The sequence below is a fragment of the Nonomuraea sp. NPDC049758 genome (assembly GCF_040674635.1).
In the GTDB taxonomy this organism is placed as follows: Bacteria; Actinomycetota; Actinomycetes; order Streptosporangiales; family Streptosporangiaceae; genus Nonomuraea.
Genome location: NZ_JBFAMZ010000018.1, coordinates 85,756 through 105,023, shown reverse-complemented (window position 1 = coordinate 105,023; position 19,268 = coordinate 85,756). Strand labels below are relative to the sequence as shown.

22 protein-coding genes are annotated in these 19,268 nt (G+C 70.8%); 11 read left to right on the top strand and 11 right to left on the bottom strand.

From position 1 onward, the window contains the following. Positions 1 to 94 precede the first annotated feature (94 nt). From AB0J46_RS37495 to AB0J46_RS37480, 4 genes are read left to right on the top strand one after another with little or no spacing between them, the layout of a single operon-like run. Positions 95 to 1,348 (top strand): sugar ABC transporter substrate-binding protein, encoded by a 1,254-nt coding sequence (locus AB0J46_RS37495; RefSeq protein ID WP_364339035.1) that lies wholly within the window; start codon positions 95 to 97, stop codon positions 1,346 to 1,348. Further along, positions 1,345 to 2,181, top strand: a complete 837-nt coding sequence (locus AB0J46_RS37490; RefSeq protein ID WP_357980176.1) for a sugar ABC transporter permease — start codon at positions 1,345 to 1,347, stop codon at positions 2,179 to 2,181. The genes AB0J46_RS37495 and AB0J46_RS37490 overlap by 4 nt, the downstream gene beginning before the upstream one ends. Beyond that, positions 2,171 to 2,992: a carbohydrate ABC transporter permease gene (locus AB0J46_RS37485; protein ID WP_357980179.1), complete on the top strand. Its 822-nt coding sequence runs from the start codon at positions 2,171 to 2,173 to the stop codon at positions 2,990 to 2,992. The genes AB0J46_RS37490 and AB0J46_RS37485 overlap by 11 nt, the downstream gene beginning before the upstream one ends. Positions 2,993 to 3,002: 10 nt before the next feature. Further along, positions 3,003 to 4,346: an alpha-L-fucosidase gene (locus AB0J46_RS37480; RefSeq protein WP_364339032.1), complete on the top strand. Its 1,344-nt coding sequence runs from the start codon at positions 3,003 to 3,005 to the stop codon at positions 4,344 to 4,346. 161 nt (positions 4,347 to 4,507) lie between these two features. On the opposite strand, the gene AB0J46_RS37475 is transcribed toward AB0J46_RS37480, so the two are convergent. Next, complete coding sequence (locus AB0J46_RS37475) at positions 4,508 to 4,762, bottom strand: hypothetical protein (protein WP_364339030.1); 255 nt, start codon at positions 4,760 to 4,762, stop codon at positions 4,508 to 4,510. Positions 4,763 to 5,253: 491 nt separating this feature from the next. On the opposite strand from AB0J46_RS37475, the gene AB0J46_RS37470 reads away from it, so the two are divergent. Beyond that, complete coding sequence (locus AB0J46_RS37470; RefSeq protein WP_364339028.1) at positions 5,254 to 6,042, top strand: hypothetical protein; 789 nt, start codon at positions 5,254 to 5,256, stop codon at positions 6,040 to 6,042. 73 nt (positions 6,043 to 6,115) lie between these two features. On the opposite strand, the gene AB0J46_RS37465 is transcribed toward AB0J46_RS37470, so the two are convergent. Further along, positions 6,116 to 6,913 carry an HXXEE domain-containing protein gene (locus tag AB0J46_RS37465; RefSeq protein ID WP_364339026.1) on the bottom strand — a complete coding sequence of 266 codons (798 nt, stop codon included), beginning with the start codon at positions 6,911 to 6,913 and terminating at the stop codon, positions 6,116 to 6,118. Between the two features lie 134 nt (positions 6,914 to 7,047). Here AB0J46_RS37465 and AB0J46_RS37460 point away from each other — a divergent pair, with 134 nt between their 5' ends. Next, positions 7,048 to 7,674 (top strand): TetR family transcriptional regulator, encoded by a 627-nt coding sequence (locus tag AB0J46_RS37460; protein ID WP_364339025.1) that lies wholly within the window; start codon positions 7,048 to 7,050, stop codon positions 7,672 to 7,674. A 164-nt stretch (positions 7,675 to 7,838) separates the two neighbouring features. On the opposite strand, the gene AB0J46_RS37455 is transcribed toward AB0J46_RS37460, so the two are convergent. Next, entirely contained in the window at positions 7,839 to 9,404 is a 1,566-nt protein-coding gene (locus AB0J46_RS37455; RefSeq protein ID WP_364339024.1) for a carboxylesterase family protein, read from the bottom strand. Then, the gene (locus AB0J46_RS37450; protein WP_364339022.1) at positions 9,401 to 9,622 is read right to left on the bottom strand and encodes a hypothetical protein; all 222 of its coding nucleotides are present in this window, start codon (positions 9,620 to 9,622) and stop codon (positions 9,401 to 9,403) included. The genes AB0J46_RS37455 and AB0J46_RS37450 overlap by 4 nt, the downstream gene beginning before the upstream one ends. A 135-nt stretch (positions 9,623 to 9,757) precedes the next feature. Between AB0J46_RS37450 and AB0J46_RS37445 the strand changes: the two genes are divergently transcribed. Continuing rightward, the gene (locus AB0J46_RS37445; protein WP_364339020.1) at positions 9,758 to 10,369 is read left to right on the top strand and encodes a TetR/AcrR family transcriptional regulator; all 612 of its coding nucleotides are present in this window, start codon (positions 9,758 to 9,760) and stop codon (positions 10,367 to 10,369) included. A gap of 607 nt (positions 10,370 to 10,976) precedes the next feature. Here AB0J46_RS37445 and AB0J46_RS37440 read toward each other — a convergent pair. Further along, positions 10,977 to 11,441: a GNAT family N-acetyltransferase gene (locus tag AB0J46_RS37440; RefSeq protein WP_364339018.1), complete on the bottom strand. Its 465-nt coding sequence runs from the start codon at positions 11,439 to 11,441 to the stop codon at positions 10,977 to 10,979. 468 nt (positions 11,442 to 11,909) lie between these two features. On the opposite strand from AB0J46_RS37440, the gene AB0J46_RS37435 reads away from it, so the two are divergent. Next, entirely contained in the window at positions 11,910 to 12,317 is a 408-nt protein-coding gene (locus tag AB0J46_RS37435) for a hypothetical protein (protein WP_364339017.1), read from the top strand. A 417-nt stretch (positions 12,318 to 12,734) separates the two neighbouring features. Here the strand turns inward: AB0J46_RS37435 and AB0J46_RS37430 are convergent, their stop codons facing one another. Continuing rightward, complete coding sequence (locus tag AB0J46_RS37430; RefSeq protein ID WP_364339015.1) at positions 12,735 to 13,073, bottom strand: beta/gamma crystallin domain-containing protein; 339 nt, start codon at positions 13,071 to 13,073, stop codon at positions 12,735 to 12,737. Between the two features lie 238 nt (positions 13,074 to 13,311). Between AB0J46_RS37430 and AB0J46_RS37425 the strand changes: the two genes are divergently transcribed. Both AB0J46_RS37425 and AB0J46_RS37420 read left to right on the top strand, forming a co-directional pair. Continuing rightward, positions 13,312 to 13,812 (top strand): SigE family RNA polymerase sigma factor, encoded by a 501-nt coding sequence (locus tag AB0J46_RS37425; RefSeq protein ID WP_364339013.1) that lies wholly within the window; start codon positions 13,312 to 13,314, stop codon positions 13,810 to 13,812. Next, the gene (locus AB0J46_RS37420) at positions 13,809 to 14,681 is read left to right on the top strand and encodes a PASTA domain-containing protein (protein WP_364339011.1); all 873 of its coding nucleotides are present in this window, start codon (positions 13,809 to 13,811) and stop codon (positions 14,679 to 14,681) included. The genes AB0J46_RS37425 and AB0J46_RS37420 overlap by 4 nt, the downstream gene beginning before the upstream one ends. Before the next feature lie 26 nt (positions 14,682 to 14,707). Here AB0J46_RS37420 and AB0J46_RS37415 read toward each other — a convergent pair whose 3' ends face one another. The 5 genes from AB0J46_RS37415 to AB0J46_RS37395 all read right to left on the bottom strand — a co-directional run bounded on the left by AB0J46_RS37415 (position 14,708) and on the right by AB0J46_RS37395 (position 18,388). Further along, positions 14,708 to 15,172 (bottom strand): S26 family signal peptidase, encoded by a 465-nt coding sequence (locus AB0J46_RS37415; RefSeq protein ID WP_364339009.1) that lies wholly within the window; start codon positions 15,170 to 15,172, stop codon positions 14,708 to 14,710. Further along, entirely contained in the window at positions 15,169 to 16,995 is a 1,827-nt protein-coding gene (locus AB0J46_RS37410; protein ID WP_364339007.1) for an ABC transporter ATP-binding protein, read from the bottom strand. Before AB0J46_RS37410 ends, AB0J46_RS37415 begins: the two co-directional genes overlap by 4 nt. Beyond that, the gene (locus tag AB0J46_RS37405) at positions 16,992 to 17,528 is read right to left on the bottom strand and encodes a hypothetical protein (RefSeq protein WP_364339005.1); all 537 of its coding nucleotides are present in this window, start codon (positions 17,526 to 17,528) and stop codon (positions 16,992 to 16,994) included. The genes AB0J46_RS37410 and AB0J46_RS37405 overlap by 4 nt, the downstream gene beginning before the upstream one ends. 22 nt (positions 17,529 to 17,550) lie before the next feature. Continuing rightward, entirely contained in the window at positions 17,551 to 18,129 is a 579-nt protein-coding gene (locus AB0J46_RS37400; protein ID WP_364339004.1) for a hypothetical protein, read from the bottom strand. A gap of 70 nt (positions 18,130 to 18,199) precedes the next feature. Further along, on the bottom strand, positions 18,200 to 18,388 hold the full coding sequence (locus AB0J46_RS37395) for a hypothetical protein (RefSeq protein WP_364339002.1): 189 nt from the start codon (positions 18,386 to 18,388) through the stop codon (positions 18,200 to 18,202). Positions 18,389 to 18,706: 318 nt separating this feature from the next. On the opposite strand from AB0J46_RS37395, the gene AB0J46_RS37390 reads away from it, so the two are divergent. Next, positions 18,707 to 19,228, top strand: coding sequence for a MauE/DoxX family redox-associated membrane protein (locus AB0J46_RS37390; protein ID WP_364339000.1), 522 nt, complete (start codon positions 18,707 to 18,709; stop codon positions 19,226 to 19,228). Positions 19,229 to 19,268 lie beyond the last annotated feature (40 nt).

Genomic DNA, 19,268 nt, shown 5'->3' with positions numbered 1-19,268 from the left:
TCCTCCCTCTTGACGTGTGTTCCGGAGCAAGCCTAGGGTTCCGCATCAATAATAAATTCGACCCCGAAAAATATACCTTGACGGAGGTCCCCCCATGAAGGCACTCCTGGCCGCGGGGCTCGTACTCCTCGCCGGCGTCACCGCGTGCGGCGGCGGCGGGGCGGGCACGGCGGGCGGCGCCGAACAGGACGACGGTACGGTCACCCTCGACTGGGAGATGTGGGCGGGCAGCGAGGAGGAGAAGGCCCAGCTCGACCACCTGGCCAAGCTGGTCACCCAGCAGGACCCGAAGATCAGGATCAACCTGCGGACCGCGCCCTTCAACGCCTACTTCACCAAGCTGCAGACCGAGTTCGCCGCGGGCGAGCAGCCATGCCTGGTCTCCATGCAGAGCCTGCGCCTGGGCGCCTACGCCGATCTCCTCGAACCCCTCACCGCTCCCGAAGGCTTCGCCCCCGCGGCGCTGGACGCGCTGAAGATGAACGGCCGGCAACTGGCCCTCCCCTACGACCTGGGCCCGATGCTCCTCTACTACAACAAGGACGCCTTCACCAAGGCCGGCCTGGCCGAGCCCAAGCCCGGCTGGACCACCGCCGACTTCGAGCAGGCCGCCAGGAAGCTGACCACCGGCGGCAAGTACGGGTTCGGCATGTCCTTCTCCGACCTGCACCTGCTGTCGATGCTGCTGTCCTACAACGGCGCCAAGCCGGTCACCGACGACGTGAAGCTGCAGCTCGACAGCGAGCCCATGGTCGCGGCCACCACCTGGTACGCGGGCCTGGCCGGGAACAAGTCGGCCAGCGTGCCGGCCGGGTCGGCGGAGCTGGGCTGGGGCGAGACGCAGTTCGTCAACGGCAACGCCATGATGGCGGTCGACGGCTCCTGGAACATCGGATCCACGATCAAGGAAGCCAAGTTCCGGGTGGGCATCGCGCAGCTTCCCGCCGGGTCCGGGGGTGCGAAGACGTACGTGGCCAACTCCGGGTTCGGGGTGGCCAAGGGCTGCCCGTACAAGGAGCAGGCGGTCAAGGCGGTCTCCGTGCTCAGCGGCAGGCAGGCGCAGGCGTACCTGGCGGGCGAGGGGCGCGGCTTCCCCGCGATGACCTCCGAGCAGTCGGCGTACGAGAACTTCCTGGTCGGCAAGAACCAGGACAAGGCCGACGACGTGCGGGCGGCTGTGTCGGCGGTCAAGGAGGCGGTGGCCGGCGGCGTGCCGCTGTTCACCACCAAGAACTGGGACGACGTCACCAAGCTCATGGCCCAGCACCTGCTCCAGGTCTACACCGGCGCGAGCGGCGCCAAGGAGGCGCTCGCCACCATCCAGCAGCAGGGGGCGCGCGGGCAGTGAGGTCGCGAGAGCAGTGGAGCGCGCTGGGGTTCGCCACGCCCAGCGTGCTCGGCCTCGGGTTGTTCACTCTGTTCCCGGTCGGCATGGCCGTGGTGATGAGCTTCTTCGACTGGCCGATGCTGGGTGGGAGCAGCTTCATCGGCCTGGAGAACTTCCGCTACCTGTTCGGCGAGGACCCGGCCTTCCTGTCCGCGCTGCGCAACACGTTCGTCTTCACCGGCCTGTACGTGCCGCTCAACATCGTCCTGGCGCTGGCGCTGGCGTTCTGGATCAGCAGGTCGCGGTGGCAGAACCTGTGGCGGGTGCTGTTCTTCATCCCGGCGATCACGCCGATGGTGGCCAACGCGGTCATCTGGAAGTTGCTGTTCCAGATGGTCGGCACCGAGCCGAACCTGCTGGCCGACGGGCGCACCGCGCTGGTGTCAGTGGTGGCCATGAGCGTCTGGCAGGGGTTCGGGTACAACCTGATCGTCTTCTCCGCGGCGATCAACGAGATGTCGCCGTCGGTCCTGGAGGCGGCCTCGCTCGACGGGGCCACGGGGCTGCGCAAGCTGGTCAGCGTGCAGCTCCCGCTGATCTCGCCGGCGCTGTTCTTCGCCACGACGATGACGGTGATCAACTCGTTGCAGGTGTTCACGCAGCCGTACATCCTCACGGCCGGCGGGCCGGGCAACGCCACGGAGACGCTCGTCATGACCGTCTACCAGGCCGGGTTCCAGTCGCGCGAGCTCGGGCTGGCGGCGGCGGGCGCGTGGGTGCTGTTCGCGATCATCCTGCTCGTGACCGCCGCGCAGTTCCTCGGGCAGAGACGGTGGGTGCACTATGAGAGTTAGATCCGTCGTCTCCCACGTGCTGCTGGCGGCGGTGACGCTGGCCTTCCTCTATCCGCTGATCTTCGCGGTGGCCACCGCGCTGAAGCCGGCGGGCGAGACGTTCAGCGATCCCGGGTCGCTGGTCGGCTCGCGGATCCGGTGGCAGAACTTCGGCGACGTGTTCACGTACGTGCCGTTCCAGCGCTACATCCTCAACGGCGTGCTGGTGGCGGGCGTGGGCACGCTGGTCGTGCTGGCCGCCTCCGCCCTGTCCGCCTACGCCTTCGCCTCGCTGCGCTGGCGCGGCCGGGACGGCGTCTTCCTGCTGTTCCTGGCCACGCTGATGGTGCCGCAGGAGGTGCTGGTCGTGCCCATGTTCATCCTCATGCAGAAGTTCGGCTGGGTGGACAGCTACCAGTCGCTGATCTTCCCGTGGGCCTTCACCGCGTTCGGGACGTTCCTGCTGCGGCAGTTCTTCCGCTCGGTGCCGCGCGAGATGCAGGAGGCGGCGCGCATCGACAGCGCGAGCGAGGCGCGGATCTTCCTGTCCATCATGCTGCCGCTGGCCAGGCCCGCGCTCGGGGTGCTGGCCGTGTTCACCTTCATCAACTACTGGAACAGCTTCCTGTGGCCGCTCATCATGGTCAACGACGTGACCGAGCGCGGCACCGTGCCGCTCGGCCTGCAGTTGTTCTTCGGCCAGAACGGCAACCAGTGGCATCTGGTGATGGCCGCCTCCATCGTGTCCATCCTGCCGACGCTGTTGCTCCTCCTCGCCCTTCAGAAGCATCTGGTCAAGGGCATCGCCACCGCCGGTCTCGCCGGCCGCTGAAAGGACCATAGTGCTGTTTTTCGACCGCCGTGTAGGCCCCGACCTGGGCGCCGACTACCCGGCGAGGGACGTGCCCGACTGGTACAGGGACGCCAAGTTCGGCGTCTTCGTCCACTGGGGGCTGTACTCGGTGCCCGCGTGGGCGACCGCCCGGCTGCCCGGCGAGCACGTGCCCGTGGAGCTGGAGTTCAGCTATCACCAGTACGCCGAATGGCACGCCAACACCGTCCGCATCCCCGGCTCGCCCGCCCGCGCCTTCCACGAGCGGGAGTACGGGGTCGGCACCCCGTACGAGGACCTGGCCGACTCCTGGCGGGCGGAGGCGTTCGACCCGGCGGCCTGGATGCGGCTGATCGCGGGGTCCGGCGCGCGCTACGTCGTGCCCACGGCCAAGCACCACGACGGGTTCTGCCTGTGGGACACCGCCACCACGGCCTTCAGCAGCGCGCGCCGCGGCCCCCGCCGCGACCTGATCGCCGAGCTGGACCGCGCCGCCCGGGCGGCGGGCCTGCGGTTCGGCCTGTACTACTCCGGCGCGCTGGACTGGCACGTGTCCGACTTCCCGCCGATCCAGTCGATGACGGACCTGTTCACGCTGCGCCGCAACGACGAGGCGTTCGCGCGCTACTGCTTCGAGCAGGCCATGGAGCTGATCGACCGGCACTCCCCCGACGTGCTGTGGAACGACATCGACTGGCCCGACTCGGGCAAGGCGGCCGGGCCGCACAGCCTGCAGGCGCTGTTCGAGCACTACTACGAGCGGGTGCCCGAGGGCATCGTGAACGACCGCTGGGGCGTGCCGCACCTGGGCTCGCGCACCCGAGAGTACGTCTCCGAGCAGCAGACCTCCCCGTGGGTGTGGGAGGCCACGCGCGGGCTCGGCCAGTCGTTCGGCTTCAACCGGGCCGAGGACGAGCGCCACCTCGTCCGGCCGGACGAGCTCGTCCACCTGCTGGTCGACACCGTCGCCAAGAACGGCAACCTGCTGCTCAACATCGGGCCGCGGGCCGATGGCTCGCTGCCGGAGTCCCAGGTCGAACGGCTGCGCCACCTGGGCGCCTGGCTGGCGGCCCACGGCGAGGCGATCTACGGCACCCGGCCGTGGGTCCGGCACGCCGAGCCCGTCGGCGACCCGGTCCGCTACACCGCCGCCCCCGACGGCGCCCTCCACGTGATCGCCCTGGACCCGGCCGCGGGACGGCTGACGCTCGCCGGCGACCTGGTCGAACGGGCGCGGGCCGGAGCCACCTGGGGTGACGGCCCGGCCGCGGTGGACCGTTCCGGCGGGGTCGTCGTCCCCGAGGCGTTGCGCGGGCTGCCGGCCGCCGTCCTCAGGCTGGCGCCCGGCGTCTGAACGAGGACACGATGGACCGCGCCATCGGCGCGGAAGACTGACGGGACCGGAGAAAGGGGGCGGCCGGCGCCGCAGTTCCCGGTGCCGCCCGCCGGCCTGGTCGACGTCATCCAGCCTGCGGCCGGGACGCCGGGCCTGCCAGGCTTCGAGCATCGCTGGTCCTACCTGGCTGCACGGATCTTCGCGATCTGCACGCCCTCGTAGTCGATGATCCAGGTTTCGGCGCCGATGGCGGTCAGTGACTTGGCGAGGGTTTCGGCCTGCTTGCCGGAGGCGAGTGACGTGAACACCTTGCGCATATCGGCCGGACTGGCGGTCCCGGTGAGGTGAGAGGTGATCGTGGTCTTGGTAGAGGTGCCCTTCTTGCAGGTGAAGGGCGCCTTCGGGCCGAGTCCCGTCTTGAGTGCGCCACACATCGCCTTGCTGAAGGCGGCAAACGCGGCCTTCTTCTCACTCTCCGGGGGCGTTTCGGTGTTCGAGGGTGAGGCGGTGGGGGACGAGGTGGGGCTACTGGTGGGGGATGAAGTGCCGGCCGGGAGCGAAAGCGTTAGCCCAGCTCATGTGGGCTGCGGGTGCTCGACTTCGACGTCTGATCCGACTGCTCCGGGCTCGGCATCCCCTCATGGCCCACCTGCCGACAACACGAACCGGTTCTCCCCACAGACATCCGCCGCTCCCCCGCTGTTGCGTCGCCTCGGGACCAGAGCAGAGACAGGAACAGGAACTGCAGAACGAGCTTCGAGGCCGCGCGGCTTGTGGTCGGCCAGGGGGCGCTGGCAGGCTCGCCATCATGACGAGACACAGCGACACGGGCGGTTGGGCCGCGAGCGTGGGCGGCGGCGTCCGTTTCACGGGCGGCATGCGGCACACGGGCGGCCGGTAGCCCGTACGGCATAGGGAGCATGGCATGCGTGCCGCGATCTGGCCGGGTGTGGGGCTCGCTCTCGCCGCGACGGTGACGCACTACGCGATCGACGCAGCCAGGGACGATCCGCCCGGTATCGGCGTGACGCTTCTAGTCGTGAGCGCGCTGGTGGCGGGCGGCTGGCTGGCCGGTCATCCAGCGACCAGAAGCGTCGGCTCGGTCTTCCTGGTCAGCGGGGTCCTTGGCACGGTCAAGCCGGTCTTGGAGCTGTGGAAAGAGCTCGGGCTGCCGATTGTCGAGATCGGCGACGGTGTCGGATTCGACTACTGGCTGACGTACTGGCTGTGGGTGCCGCAGGCGTGGCTGATACTCCTGATCGCCGTGGCCCTGTACCCGGACGGCGTGGTGCGCCGGCGAAGCATCGTGTGGGTGTCGGCGCTGGCGACCGGAGTGACCTCCACGGTGGTGGCGGGAGACAACTGGCCGCGCGGTGACGGCGGCGCGGGCGGCAACCCGATGAGCCTGCCGTGGAAGGCCGCTGCATGGATGCAGCCCGCGGCCGTCATCCTTTCGGCCACAGCCGTTCTCCTCGTGCTGGCCTCACTCGGTGCCCGCTGGCGCACCGCCGACAGGGCGACTCGCCGGCTACTGCTGATCCCGCCCCTCGTGTACGTCGCGGCACTGGGCCAACTCGTGCTCATGACCGTCATGCCGATGAAGGCTGCCGACCCTGCGTGGATCCCGATCGCCCTGATCTGCGCCTCGGCCACCGGGCTGACCTTGACCCGACGGATCCATCTCCCCGCCGACTCGGCAGCTTCGGCCAGGTGAGAGATCTCGACCTGCGGGGCGGCCGAGGGCTTCCTCGACCAGCGGGAGCCGGTGCAGCCGGTCAGCCCAGGTGTCAAGGGTGCGTTGTCGGCACGAGGCACGCAGCAGCACGGGCACCCGAGGGCGGTGAGCTGGGCGGCCGCAGTGGAAGTCGGCGTCGCTTGAAGAACGGCGCGGGCCTTAGGAGGAGGGCGCCGACCAGCAGGATGAGGCTTGCGTTGAGGAGCTGCAGCAGGTCGAGGACGGGTCGGGAGATGACGTCGTTCAGGAACAGGTTGATCGTGAGCGGCAGGGAGCCGTTGGCGGCCACGCCGACGGCGACGATGCCGAGCAGGCGCCACTTGCCGAGCGGCGGGTCCTGGTGCTTGAGGAAGACGCTGATCATCCAGGCCGAGGCGGGCAGGAACATCACGACCGCGGTGAGCAACCCCGGGTTGTACGTGCCGGTGGCGAGGGCGGGGACGATGTGAAAGAAGCAGTTGACGATGACGATGCCGTAGAACGCGAACCCCATCAGCAGGTGCTTGCGGGCGAGCAGGGCGCAGATCACCGCCACGACCCAGATCAACCCGATGTTGACGAACAGGTAGAACTCTGTCGGGATCGGGCATTCCGGGTAGGCGCCCTGATTGAGCGTGGTGCACAGGGAGTCGGGGAAGGCGTGGTGGGCGCCGTCGGCGGCGATGCCGTACTCCTCGAAGTTGTGGAACAGGTACACCACGACGGCGACCCAGCCCAGCCAGGCCGGGTCCTTCCACCGGGACAGGGCGCGGCTGCCGCGCAGCGCATCGCTTGCCAGGAGGACGACCGTCAAGACGATCGCGGCTCCGAGGCCGATCCAGGCGAACTCGACATCGAATGCAGAGAACATGCGCAGGGGCCTTCCAGGGGTTCTCGGTGCGGATCCCCTGCTGGGCGCGGGTCGCACATCGGGGTCCGGACCACCACACTGTATTTCAACATCTGTTGATGTCAACACTTGTTGATGCCCGGTAGAGTGCCCGCATGAGCGAGAAGGACTCCGAACGTCCTGGACGGCCGCCCGGCGGCGATGGCCGCAACCGGCACCGCATCCTGGCCGCGGCCAGGCAGGAGTTCGCGGCCAAGGGGTTCCGCGGGGCGACCATGCGGTCGATCGCCGCGGCGGCGGGGGTCGACGTCGCGCTGCTGGCCCACTACTTCGGCAACAAGGACGGCCTGTTCGCCGCCACCCTCCAGCTGCCCGACCAGGCGGTCCAGCAGATCCAGCGCGCTTTCGACGGACCTGTCGGCGAGCTCGGCGAGCGCCTGGCCCGCACCTACCTGTCGCTGTGGGAGGACCCCGGCCTGGCCGGGGCCCTGCGCGCCACGGTGGCGTCGGCCTTCGCCCACGAAGGCGCCCGCGAGCAGCTGCGCGCGCTGCTCACCGCCGCCCTGCCTGAAGACGTCCGCTCCCTGCTGCCCGGCGACGACCCGGACCTGCGCCTGGTCCTGGCGTTCAACCACCTGTTCGGCATCGCACTGGGCCGCCACCTGCTCGGGCTCCCGGCCCTGGCCGACCGCGACCTGCCCACCCTCCTCGCCGCCGTCGCCCCCACCGTCCAGCACTACCTCACGGGCCCCCTGGGCCGCCCCGAGCCCGCCACCACCTGAGCCGCGAGCAGCCACCGCCCAAGGCTCCGCCCCGCCCGCAGTTCCTCGACGTGACCCTTGACGCGTGTCGTAGGCGGCGGGGAGCCGGGTGGGGCGAGCGCCCGGACCGCGCTTCGTGATCTCGGAAGCTTTCACACTGAGGCGTCTCGGTCGAGATCCGGTCGTCAGAACCAGAGGCCGCAGTGGTGGGCGTTCTTCATGTTGATCGGTCGTACCGACTCCGGAGCGAGGTTGAGCGCACGGTCGGCGGCGTCGAGACGGGGCCAGGTGGTGCTGCCCGCCCCGTTGGGGTCACCGGTCCGGACGAACCGCGTCCAGTAGCCGACGATCCGGTCGGCCAGGCGCCGCTGGTCGGCGGTGAGCCCTGGGCCATCGGGGAAGTCGAACAGGTAGAAGGTCTCGGCTCCGTGCGCGGTGGCGGGGCGGACGTGGGCGGGCAGGGGCTGTCCGCTGGGGGTGGGCGCGGACGGGTCGGTGAACACGTAGGCGTAGGTGCGCGCTTTGCCGGCGTGCTCGCGGCCGGACTTCCAGGAGGGGCAGATCCAGCCGCTGTCGCTGAACACGCGGCTGGCCGCCGCGATGGGGGAGGGAAAGCGTCGCGCCGGGTAGCGTCGCTCGACACGTGGTGCGGCCGCTCCGAAGGCGGTTGTGAGCATGGCCGGGTACTGGCGGGCGGTGATGCCGTGCGGGTGGACGGCCAGGGTGAACTCGACGTGCTCGTCGCGGGTGTTGCCTTGCAGCAGCGGTATGGCCGCCTGCTTGCCTGCGGCGAAGACTTCGGCCGGCTCCTGCGGGACGAGGCTGGTGCCGTAGGCGAGTAGCGGGAACCGGGCGGTGTGCGGCAGCAGCTCGCCGGCGCTCTTGCGGCGCAGGCAGGCCACGTCGGCGCAGTCCAGCTGCTCGGCCAGGGCCTGGCCGGCGCGTCGGATCGTGCCGATCGGGTGCCAGGAGGAGAGTGCGGGCATGCCCGTGCCCATCGCTCCGGCCGGGTGGCTGGTACGGCACGATCCGCTCTGGACGATCGCCCGGTGGAACAGGCCCCGGGCGGCCGGTGAGGTCATGAGGGTGCAGGTGCTCATCGCGCCGGCCGAGGCTCCGGCGAGGGTGACCTGGCCGGGATCGCCGCCGAACGCGGCGATGTTGGCGCGCACCCAGCGCAGCGCCGCCACCTGGTCCTGGAGGCCGAAGTTGCCGGCCTCGCCGAGCTCGGGGTGGGCGAAGAAGCCGAACACACCGAGCCGGTAGTTGACCGTCACGACCACGATGTCGCCGGCCTTGACCAGCCGGGCCGGGTCGTAGATCGAGCCGGCGCCGGTGATGAAACCGCCGCCGGGCACCCAGACCATGACCGGCCGCCCCTTGCCGGGCCGGACGGGTGTGGTCACCTCCAGGGTCAGGCAGTCTTCGCTCTGCGGGGTGCCCTTCGGCATATCAGGCGCCTCCGGCTGCATGCACGCCGGTCCTGCCTTCGTCGCGTCGCGGATGCCGGTCCAGGAACTCGCCGGCCGGGGTGGCTGCCAGCGACCCTCTCCGGTGGGCGAGGCGGCGTACGGGATGCCGCGGAAGCGGCGGACCCCATTCTGATTCTTGCCCTGGACCTTGCCCGACGCCGTCACGACGACCGGGTCGGAGATGTCGTCGGCATGGGCGGTGGTGCCGCCCGCCACGAGCGTCCATGCGGTTGCCAGCAGGGCGAGGATCGCGGCCGGCGCTGGAGTGCGGCCGGTCATCGCCCGTGCCCGCTCTGCTTGGCCTTCTTGCTGCCCCAGCCGGCCAGCAAGGCTCCGGTGATGGCGGCCACCGCGTGACACGCCAGCCACACCGCGAATCCACCGGGCAGCCATGCGAGCAGCCCGGCGTTGTCGTGGTCGGCCAGCAGCCGGATGGCACCTTGTGCTCCCAGGACCAGCAGCAGCATGCCGATGATCAGCACGGTGACGTGCTTCATGTGCGCTTTGTCTCCCATCGCCCCGAAAGGCAGTGACGGCAGGCGTGAACACGCCCTCCACAGTTGTGGTGCGATCGAACCATAACACCGGTTTTGGTACGATCGCACCACAGACGATTAGCGAGGACGGATGGCATGCCCCGACAGGTGGACCACGACCAGCGCCGCCGCCAGATCGCCGAAGCCGTATGGCGCCTGGCCACCCGCGGTGGTCTGGAAGACGTCACCCTGAGGCAGGTCGCCGCGGAGGCCGGGGTTTCCGCCCGGCTGCTGCAGTACTACTTCGGCACCCGCGATGAGCTGCTGCTCGGCGCACTGGAGATCCTCAACGACGACGCCGAGCAGCGGGCCCGCGAACGCCTCGAAAAGCTCGGCGAAGCGCCCGGCATGCACGCGATCGTGCGCGGAGTGCTGTTCGAGCTGCTCCCGCTGGATGAGGAACGGCGCAGCCGGCACCTGGTGTACGCCGCCTACTTCGTCCGCTTCCTGACCGACCCCGCACTGGCCAAGGTCGCCCAAGACGCACCGCGCGCGCTGGAGAACCTGGTCACGGGCCTGCTCGTGCAAGGGCAGGAGTCCGGCCAGGTGCCCCTGACCATCGACGCCGCGGCCGAGGCCGCGTTCCTGGTGGCAGGCGCCGAGGGGATGCAGTCGAGCGTTCTGCTGAGGCAGCGGTCCGCCGAGGACGCCGTAGCCATGATCGACCACCAGCTTGCCCGCGTCTTCACCACGACCAACTCCGCATGACCCCACCTCTGCAACCCGTCCACGCCCGTCACCCGCCGTGCCGGCGGGCGAGGAGCCAGCGGCGCGGATCGCCGTGGTCAGCACGCTCGAACGCGTCGGCGTAGGGTCTGCCTGGCGATTCGGTAAGGGCCTGCCAGCAAGGATCTTGCTCCCTCGTACACGCGACGGTTCTGACCGTTCGACACACAAACCCCCGCGTGACCTGGGATGGCGGCTCCAGAAATGCCCTTCATTGCAGCACCCTCCCCCGGCACGACCTAGACGATCCGCCGTCCTGTGGCCTGAGGCGGTGCGGGCCGTCGCCTTGGTCACGGCCGCCGGCCGGGGTCCGACGGTGCGAGGCGTACGTCCGCCGGCCATGACGCGTCGGCAGCCGGCCGCGGACACCACGGATCCACCTGCCACCCGCCGCTACCGCGCAGGCGGGGGTCAGGTGTCCGACGGGCGTGGGGCTAGGCGCCGGAGAGCGCGTCGGTGTAGCGGCCCGGCGGCCGATCACCTCCGCCTGGTGCACCGCCACGTCCCACCTCTCATCCGAGGCCGTCAGGACGCCCCGCTCAAAAGTGTGCGCCTGACAACGCCCAGCACATCCGTGCACTGTCCGGAATCACTCTGCCCTTTCGGTGCTCGGAGAAGTACAGAGGTAGAAGACCTCAGGGTCACCTTCATCGAGGCCGTGCACCATCCCTACCGGCTGCCAGCCAACCCGCTGGAGCAGTCGCTGCATGGGATGGTTGGACAGGTTCGTTGAGGTGAACAGCTTCACGGTCTGGCATGAGGCTGCCGCAGCGCGCAGTAGCCTCTCGCCAACGCCATGACCCCGGGCCGGCTCAGCCACCATGAGCATCGTCACGAACCCCTGCTCGAAGAAGGTGTACTCAACGACGCAGTAGCCGACCAGCCCGGCCGGGGTGCCGGCTACAAGGACGGACCCGTCGCGGCACCAACGTTCGATGCTGCCGCGCCGCTCGCCACCATCGGATCTCGCGACGGGATCAAGGATCACGAGGGCCTCGGCATCGACCGCTCCGCCGGCTCGAACAGACAGTGCACGGAAGTTGTCGGTGTTCAAAGGCGCGATCTTCCTCTCCTGACGAGATCCCCCATGGTGCAGGGATACCCCAGACCTGGCTAGCAGCCTTCGGATGTACTTCGTGGCAACTTCGTTTCGACAGGCCAGGTCGCGCAGGCTTTGGGAAGTGGCGTCGGGACAATCGCTCCTGCGAGAAATCGATCACGGGCAGGGTCCGGCCGACCGTCCCGCGAACGACCGTTTCCGGGACGCCCTCAGGCGCAGGTCAGGGGGTTACACAAATCCGCGCCTCCGAATGAGGAAGACCGCCATCGAGGAGGAGGATCCCGCCGACGCCACGTTCTGGGGTGCGGCAGGCCGGGTAGCGGCGGCGCCGCTACCGGCGTGCTCCACGTCGGCCATCAGCCAGCACCCCAAGGCCCCGGTTCGAGGGTGGGGCCAGCACCACCCTCAAGTGGGAAAGCAGCACCATCGTTCGCCGGGGCCGCGAGTTCCTACCTTTGAGGCATGAAGAAGATCCTCGGAGCCACCGCCCTGCTGGCTGCTGCCGCGATCGCCGGGGGCGCGACACTGATCCACAGCAACAGCCGCGAGCCGGTCGTGCCCGCTTCGGAGACCACCCGCGGCACGTACCGACTGGCCGGAGACGAGCTGGAGGTCGACTCCAGCGGCCCGGTGACGATCACCGTGGTCACCGGGCCGGCGGGCGAGGTCGTGGTCGACCGCAGGCTGCGCTGGACCGGCCCCAAGCGTCACACCGAGTCGTGGAACGAGCACCGCATGACCATCGACTACGAATGCGGGGGCGGCGACTGCGGCGCCGACTACCGGCTGAGCGTGCCCGGCGGTACCCGGGTCAGGTTCGGCGGCGCGAAGGTCAGCTGCCCGCCCGAGATCGCATGCGAGGAGGCCTAGACCCGGCCTGGAACGGCCCTAGAGCCAAAAACGGGCACTGACCAGGTATCCAGCCTCTGGATCCCCGCCGGGAACGGCTGCCTTCCGGCAAACGCCGGGGGAGGCCAGGTCATCGCGGACGCGTACGAGGTCCGCGAACTACTGGCAACTGTCGGCGATCGTGGGACTTGGGCCAGTTCGCCGGCGGGCCCGCGCGTAAGTGGTCGTACTCCCGGCGTGGTTCCGCCTCGCTGGCGGCGTGAAGCCACGGCCGGCTGCCGTCTGCGAACCGCGGCCGGAGCGGGGCCGCCGCCACGCCACTGACAAGCTCGGCGCTCCCGACCCGGTGCCCCTCCGGGCGCCGCACCCCGCCGCCGGAATGCCGCGCCCAGGGCGGAACCGGGTCGCCGTCCGGCGGCCGCCCCGGGCGGCGACGTCTCAGAGGATCTCGATGGAGGCTACCTTCGGAGGGCGATTCGGGAAGCTGATCTCGGTCCAGCGATTGATCCTCACCGAGTCGCCGTTGGCGTCGTAGTAGATCAGATCGTTGTTGCCGGTGGAGATCCGGTCGACCCACCATCCGCCGAAGTCCGTCCTGCCCCTGTTGGCGTAGCAGTCAACGCTCTGGCGTCCGCCGGAGTGTGACCAGATCTTCAGGAAGTTCTCGCCGCCCCGGCATTCGACGTGGTCGATGGCGAAGGCGGGCCCCCCTGGGACGGTGATGGTGAGTGCGGCGGCTGCGGCGAATGTGGCCAGGGTGGTGAGTGTGCGTCGCACGATCGTGGTTCCTTCCGGGGGTCCAAGTGCAGCACGCGCTGCTCGCCCATTATGAACGCTGAGCACTCGGACAGTTACTGTCCGTAACGAAATGATGTTGTAGCTTACGAGAGCGCGAAGGCCCAGCCGGGCGTCCATGCGCGCGGACGGCGTCGTCATCTGACCTCGACTCTTCGAGAAGGCACTCAACCTCCGGGCGGGCTCGCGCGTTGGGGAGGGCGAAAGGGGACCTTCACTGATGACAGATGACGACGAGGCTGCCTTCGACGACTTCCTCGCCACAAGAAGCACCTCGTTGCTGCGTACCGCGATCCTGGTGTGCGGGGCGACGCGGCACGACGCCGAGGACCTGGTCCAGCACGCGCTGGAGAAGGTCTACCGGAACTGGCCTCGGATCAGGCACGACAACCCCGAGGCGTACGCGAGGAAGGTCGTCGTGAACGCGGCGATCAGCAGGGCGAGGCGGCGCAGGGTCGTCCAGGAGATCATGTTCGCCCGGCCGCCCGAGACCGCCGCCGACTCTCCCGACCTCGACCTGCGCGACACGCTCATCGGTGAGCTGCGCAGGCTGCCGCCCAGGATGCGCGCCGTGCTCGTCCTGCGCTACTGGGAGGACCAGTCCGAGCAGGCCACCGCGGCCCTGCTCGGCTGCTCGGCCGGGACGGTCAAGAGCCAGGCCGCGCGCGGGCTCGCCAGGATCCGCCAGAACATGGATGCCGCAAGGGAAGTGACGAGATGACGATCGAGGACGACCTCGCCGACGCCATGGCGGCGCACGTCGCCGAGGTTCAGGCCGGGCCCGGACTGGGCAGTGCCGTACGCCGGGGGCACCGCGCCCGCGTGACCAGGCTTCGCGTGGCGGGGGCGGCGATCGTGACGGCGGCCGTGGCCGTGACCGTGCCGGTGATGCTGAATCCCGGCGAACCCGCCGACAACGGCCAGAACCAGGTCGTGATGCGCGACGACGTGACCGTGCCCGACATGACGGGCCGGCGCGCCACCGAGGCGGCGAAGGCGCTCCAGGACGCCGGGCTGAAGGTCGCGCTCGCCGGGATGCGGAGCGACAACGGCCTGGTGGGCACGCAGGAACCGGCTGCCGGCGAGGTCGTCGCGCGGGGCAGTACGGTCACGCTCCACGTCCAGTTGCCGCCCGCACCGACGCCGCAGGCCCTGGGGGACCTCGGCGACGGGCGGAAGTTCGGCGGCATCCGGCTCACCTACCTGCCGGACGGGCTCGAATGGGGCAAATGGTCGAAGGACGATGTGGTCGGCCCCGGCAAGAGCTACACCACCAGCTTCCGGAAGCCGGGCCTCCAGCAGGCCGACTACGCCGTCCAGGTGATCGTGGCCCACGGCGCGTCCGCGGACGCCCTGTACGACTTCCGGCCGGAACCGCGGACCGAGACGGTGGACCTGGACGGCAGGCCCGCGCGACTGTCCAAGGACGGCGACTCGGGGGGCGCCGGCGGCCCGGTCACGCCCTCGGTCACCTGGAAGCTCCGCAAGGATTTGGCCGTCAAGGTGCTGATCGGCCCCGAGTACGCCAAGGAGATCGACGCCATGAGTGAGTTGAGGAAGATCGCGAAAGGCGTCCGACCGGTCCGCTGACGCACGCCGACTCCGCGCTCGTCCGATCATGGTGCGCGCGGGACCCGAGGGGCATCCGTGCTCTCGACCTTGCGCAGCACCACGCCGAGCAGCCGGTCGGCGGTCAGGTAGCCGGTGCGTCGGGAGTCGAGCGAGCGCCGCGGGTTGTCGCCCAGCACGACGAGGTGGCCGTCCGGGACGCGCGTTCCCGGCACGCTGCGAAGGGCGGGCACGGTCGCGCGGGGAATGGGGTCGCCGGGGACGGCCGCGAGCCGCTTGATCATCCAGCGCGCCTGCCCGTCCTCGGCCGCCTCCACGAGCCGGGCCAGGACGACGACCTGGCCGGTGCGCAGCCGCCGCGGCCCGGCCCTGCGCACCAGCACGCGCTCCCCGGGCCGGTAGGTGGGCAGCATGCTCTCCCCCTCCACGGTCACCACCACGTACGCGCGCCGCAGCCAGGCGAGCCCGAGCACGATCAGCACGAGCCCGGCGACCAGGCCGGTGAGGATCATCCGGACACCTCCACGTCGTCCCGGTAGCCGCTGGCCTGCCGGGTGAACAGCCGGGCGTACGTGCCGTCCAGGGCCATCAGCTCGCCGTGCGTGCCCAGCTCGGTGACCACGCCGTCGCCGAGCACCACGATGTCGTCGGCGTCGCGGATCGCGCCGAGCCGGTGGGAGACGACGACGCTGGTCCGTCCGGCCCGCAGGCGGGCGAGCTGCCGGTGGACCTCGTGCTCGGCCTCGGCGTCGAGGCCGGCGCTCGGCTCGTCCAGGATCATCAGGTCGGCGTCGCGCCGCAGGAAGGCCCTGGCCAGCGCCAGCCGCTGCCATTGCCCGCCGGACAGCAGCACGCCGTCCTCCTCCTCGTCCTGCTCCGGCGCGAACTCGCGGCTCAGCATCGTGTCGTAGCCGTGCGGCAGGGCGGAGAGGGCGTCGTGGACGCCGGCCTCGCGGGCGGCGCGCTCCAGGCGGTCGCGATCGCCCTCCGCGGTGAGGTCGCCCACGGCGATGTTGTCGGCCGCGGTCAGCTCGTAGGGGACGAAGTCCTGGAACACCGCCCCCATGCGGGCGCGCAACGTCTCGGGGGCCACGTCCCGGATGTCCACGCCGTCCCACAGGATCGAGCCGCGGGTCGGGTCGTAGAACCGGCACAGCAGCTTGACCAGCGTGCTCTTGCCCGCGCCGTTCCGCCCTACCAGCGCGACCGTGTGCCCGTACGGGATGAACAGGTCGACGCCGCGCAGCACCCACGGGTGCTCGTCGCTGTAGCGGAACCACACGTCGCGCAGCTCGACGCCGCGGCGCAGCGCCGGCAGCGGGACGGGCCGCGCGGGCGAGGGCAGCCCCGGGCCCGAGTCCAGGATCGTGACGTGGTGGTGGAAGGTCAGCAACTGCTCGTGGGCCATCGTCCCGGCCGAGACGGTGACGTTCAGCGCCGCCTGCACGCCCGCGACGGCCGCCACGAACATCGCCACGTCGCCCACGCTCAGCCGCCCCTGGCCGGCCGCCAGGATCGCCCACACCATGCCGGCCCCGGCGACCAGCGCCGACGCGCCCGCCAGGCCCGCCTGCATCCCGAACTCGCGCCGGTCCATCGTCCGGCGGGCCCTGATGGCGGTCCACGCCTCGCCCAGCATGCGCAGCCGCAGGAACGACCCGAGGTCGAACAGCCGGATCTCCTTGGCCGCGTCGGTCGTGGACATCAGGTGGGCGTAGAACATCTCCCGGCGCTCGGCCGGCCCGATGCGCCACATCATGTCCACCCGCTGGCGGGCCAGCCGCAGCTCGATCAGCAGCGCGGGGACCGCCGACAGCAGCACCAGCCCGGTGAAGGCCGGACTGATCACCACCAGCGACCCGACGAACCCGGCGACGGTGATCACGCTGCTGGTCGTCGAGAGCGCGGTGTCCACCAGCCTGCCCGGGTTGCTGGCGCTCTGCTGGGCCATGCGCAGCCGGTTCAGGAAGGTCGGGCTCTCGAACCTGGCCAGCCCGGTGAACCCGCACACCGCGGCGAACAGCTCGGCCTTGGCCCGCACCGACACCTGCCGGTCGACCTCGGCCCGCAGGTACTGGGCCGCCTGCGCGGCGCCGGCCGCCAGCGTCGTGACGGCCGCGACGGCCAGCGCCTGCCCGAGCAGCGAGGCGACCCGCCCGTTCGCGACGCCGTCGAGCACCGCCTTGGTCAGCCACGCGAGCACGACCGGGGTGACGCCGCTCACCAGCGTGACCGTGACGTACCCCAGGACGTACAGCGGCGCGGCCCGCCACACCAGCCCGACGCCCCGCACCGCGCACGCGGCCAGGACGCGCGGGCCCGGCCCGTCCGTCATGCCGCCGAGCCGGCCGGCAGCTGGGCGACGCCGCGGATGCGCGCCAGGACACCGCCTCCCGCGGCGACCTGGAAGAAGCTGGGGAAGGAGTCCACCTGGAACGCGCCGGTCACCGGCCCGCCGTCCGGCTCGACGACCACCTGGGCCACCGGCGCGAGCGTGCGGGCCAGCGGCTCGGCGTCCACGACCACGAGCACCCGCGACCGGTCCTGCCGGGCCGCCCAGGAGGCCAGCTCGGGCAGCTCGGTCCGGCACCGGCCGCAGTCGGAGGACAGGAAGGCGACCACGGCGCCCTCGGGCAGCAGGTCGCGGGCGACGCGGTCGCCGTCGACCGTCCGCACGTCGAACGCGCCGGCCACCTCACCGGCCGCCAGCCCCTTCGCGCCGGGCCCGCCGCGCTGCTCGACGACCTCGTCCAGGGCGTCGAGCAGCTTGCCGTGCTCCTGCAGCCGCCGGGCCAGCCCCAGCATCAGCACCAGGCCCGCCAGGCACAACACGCACAACAGACTCGAGACGATCAGCAATGGGGTCACGGGTTCACCTCCGGTTCGACGTTCACGACGGGTTGCTCGCCGCCCGCTCGGCCCCGCGGCTCCCGGCGGTCTCGGGGAGCCGCGTGACGCTGCGGACGCGGGACAGGACCGTCCCGCCCGCGGCGACGCGGAAGACGGTCGGCACGGTCCGCGCCCCGAAGGCCTCGGCGACGTGCGCGTGGTCGCGCTCCACCACCACCCGCGCCACGGCGGAGAGCGCCGCGACCATCCGGGCGGGGTCCCCGGCGCGGGCGTCCACGACCGCCAGGACCCGCGACCGGTCCTGCCCGGCCGCCCAGGCGGTCAGCTCGGCCAGCTCCGCCCGGCAGCCCTCGCAGTCGGGCGACAGGAAGGCCACCACGCCGCCCTCCGGCAGCGAGTCCCGTGTCACGGGGGCCGCGTCCAGGTCCGTCGCGGAGAAGTCGCCGACCAGGTCGCCCGCGGCGGGGCCGTCGAGGTCGGGGGCGCCGGCGACGACCTCGTACAGGTGGTCGATGCGGGCGGTGTGCCTGCGCAGGCGCCGCAGCACCGCGAGCGCCAGCACCAGGTTCATCAGGAACAGAACGCCGGCGAGAGCCGGCACGGCAATTGCGTAGGACACTGTCCAACTCCCGGAGAGGGGCACGAACGACGTGCCCGGCCGCCGGACGGCAGCCGGGCACCGGTCGGTCTCAGCACCAATCCCTGGCGCTCGAGTTGGTGATGCAGGAGCCGCAGTACGAGGTGCCGTTCGGGTAGTAGCAGCAGTACTTCCAGTAGTCCGCCCTGCAACACTGGTAGTCGCAGTCGGTCGCCCGGGCGACGGTGTGCGGGGCGACCATCTCCAGCAGCCGATCGGCCAATTTGGTCATGGCACGCATGAAGCCTTCCTTTCGGTCGGTGGCCTGGTGGCCGCAGCATGCGTCACCCTCCTGAACGATTTCTCAATGGTTTCTCAACGGCCTCCCATCGGCCCAGGCAGAGCGCCGGTTCTCCGGACGCCGCGGCCCGGCCGGCCGATCGGGGGTGTTGCGCTGGGCGGGAATCACCTGCCAGCATGCGGGCGGTAAGGGATCAACCGCGAGAATCCGTCCCACTGGCCTCGGCGCGCCCGGTGCGGGCCGGCGACTCCACCACCGACGGGTCCCGGCCGCGCTCCGGCCCGTCATCCCCGTTGCCCGATTCGTGAGGTTGCGATCATGCAGTACGTCGACGTGGCGTGCCGGCTGTTGCTGCTCACCACGTTCGCGCTCGCGCTGGCGAGCAAGGTGACCAGCCGCACGGCCTGGAGAGAGTTCGTCGAGTCCGTCAGGGCGATGAGGGTCGCCCGAGGCGAGGCGGCCCGGCCGGTCGCCGTCGCGGCCGCCGTGGCGGAGGCCCTCGTGGTCGTCCTGGCCGCGATCCCGCTGCCGTGGGCGGGGACGGCGGCGTTCGTGCTGGCGGCCGGGTTGCTGGCCTGCCTCACGGTCGCCATCGTGCGGGTCGTCCGGAGCGGGGCCGCCGTGTCGTGCCGCTGTTTCGGCGCCTCGACCACGCCCATGGGAGTGCCGCACGTGGTGCGCAACCTCGTCCTTCTCGCGGTCGCCCTGCTCGGGCTGGCCGGCGCGTCGGCCCCCGAGCCCGCCGACCTCGCGCTCGCCGCCGTCGTCGGCGTCTTCGGCGCCGTCGCCGGGCTGCTCATGTCCCGCTGGGACGACCTCACCGCCCTGCTGCGCGGCTGACCGGGGTCAGAGGCGCAGGGTGCTCGCGAACTCGTTGACG

Excerpts from the sequence above, each read along its gene's own strand:
- AB0J46_RS37495 (WP_364339035.1), top strand. The coding sequence starts at position 95 with ATGAAGGCACTCCTGGCCGCGGGGCTCGTACTCCTCGCCGGCGTCACC.
- AB0J46_RS37485 (WP_357980179.1), top strand. The coding sequence starts at position 2,171 with ATGAGAGTTAGATCCGTCGTCTCCCACGTGCTGCTGGCGGCGGTGACG.
- AB0J46_RS37475 (WP_364339030.1), bottom strand. The coding sequence starts at position 4,762 with ATGTGTGGCGCACTCAAGACGGGACTCGGCCCGAAGGCGCCCTTCACC.
- AB0J46_RS37470 (WP_364339028.1), top strand. The coding sequence starts at position 5,254 with ATGCGTGCCGCGATCTGGCCGGGTGTGGGGCTCGCTCTCGCCGCGACG.
- AB0J46_RS37465 (WP_364339026.1), bottom strand. The coding sequence starts at position 6,913 with ATGTTCTCTGCATTCGATGTCGAGTTCGCCTGGATCGGCCTCGGAGCC.
- AB0J46_RS37460 (WP_364339025.1), top strand. The coding sequence starts at position 7,048 with ATGAGCGAGAAGGACTCCGAACGTCCTGGACGGCCGCCCGGCGGCGAT.
- AB0J46_RS37455 (WP_364339024.1), bottom strand. The coding sequence starts at position 9,404 with ATGACCGGCCGCACTCCAGCGCCGGCCGCGATCCTCGCCCTGCTGGCA.
- AB0J46_RS37450 (WP_364339022.1), bottom strand. The coding sequence starts at position 9,622 with ATGAAGCACGTCACCGTGCTGATCATCGGCATGCTGCTGCTGGTCCTG.
- AB0J46_RS37445 (WP_364339020.1), top strand. The coding sequence starts at position 9,758 with ATGCCCCGACAGGTGGACCACGACCAGCGCCGCCGCCAGATCGCCGAA.
- AB0J46_RS37435 (WP_364339017.1), top strand. The coding sequence starts at position 11,910 with ATGAAGAAGATCCTCGGAGCCACCGCCCTGCTGGCTGCTGCCGCGATC.
- AB0J46_RS37425 (WP_364339013.1), top strand. The coding sequence starts at position 13,312 with ATGACAGATGACGACGAGGCTGCCTTCGACGACTTCCTCGCCACAAGA.
- AB0J46_RS37420 (WP_364339011.1), top strand. The coding sequence starts at position 13,809 with ATGACGATCGAGGACGACCTCGCCGACGCCATGGCGGCGCACGTCGCC.
- AB0J46_RS37415 (WP_364339009.1), bottom strand. The coding sequence starts at position 15,172 with ATGATCCTCACCGGCCTGGTCGCCGGGCTCGTGCTGATCGTGCTCGGG.
- AB0J46_RS37410 (WP_364339007.1), bottom strand. The coding sequence starts at position 16,995 with ATGACGGACGGGCCGGGCCCGCGCGTCCTGGCCGCGTGCGCGGTGCGG.
- AB0J46_RS37395 (WP_364339002.1), bottom strand. The coding sequence starts at position 18,388 with ATGCGTGCCATGACCAAATTGGCCGATCGGCTGCTGGAGATGGTCGCC.
- AB0J46_RS37390 (WP_364339000.1), top strand. The coding sequence starts at position 18,707 with ATGCAGTACGTCGACGTGGCGTGCCGGCTGTTGCTGCTCACCACGTTC.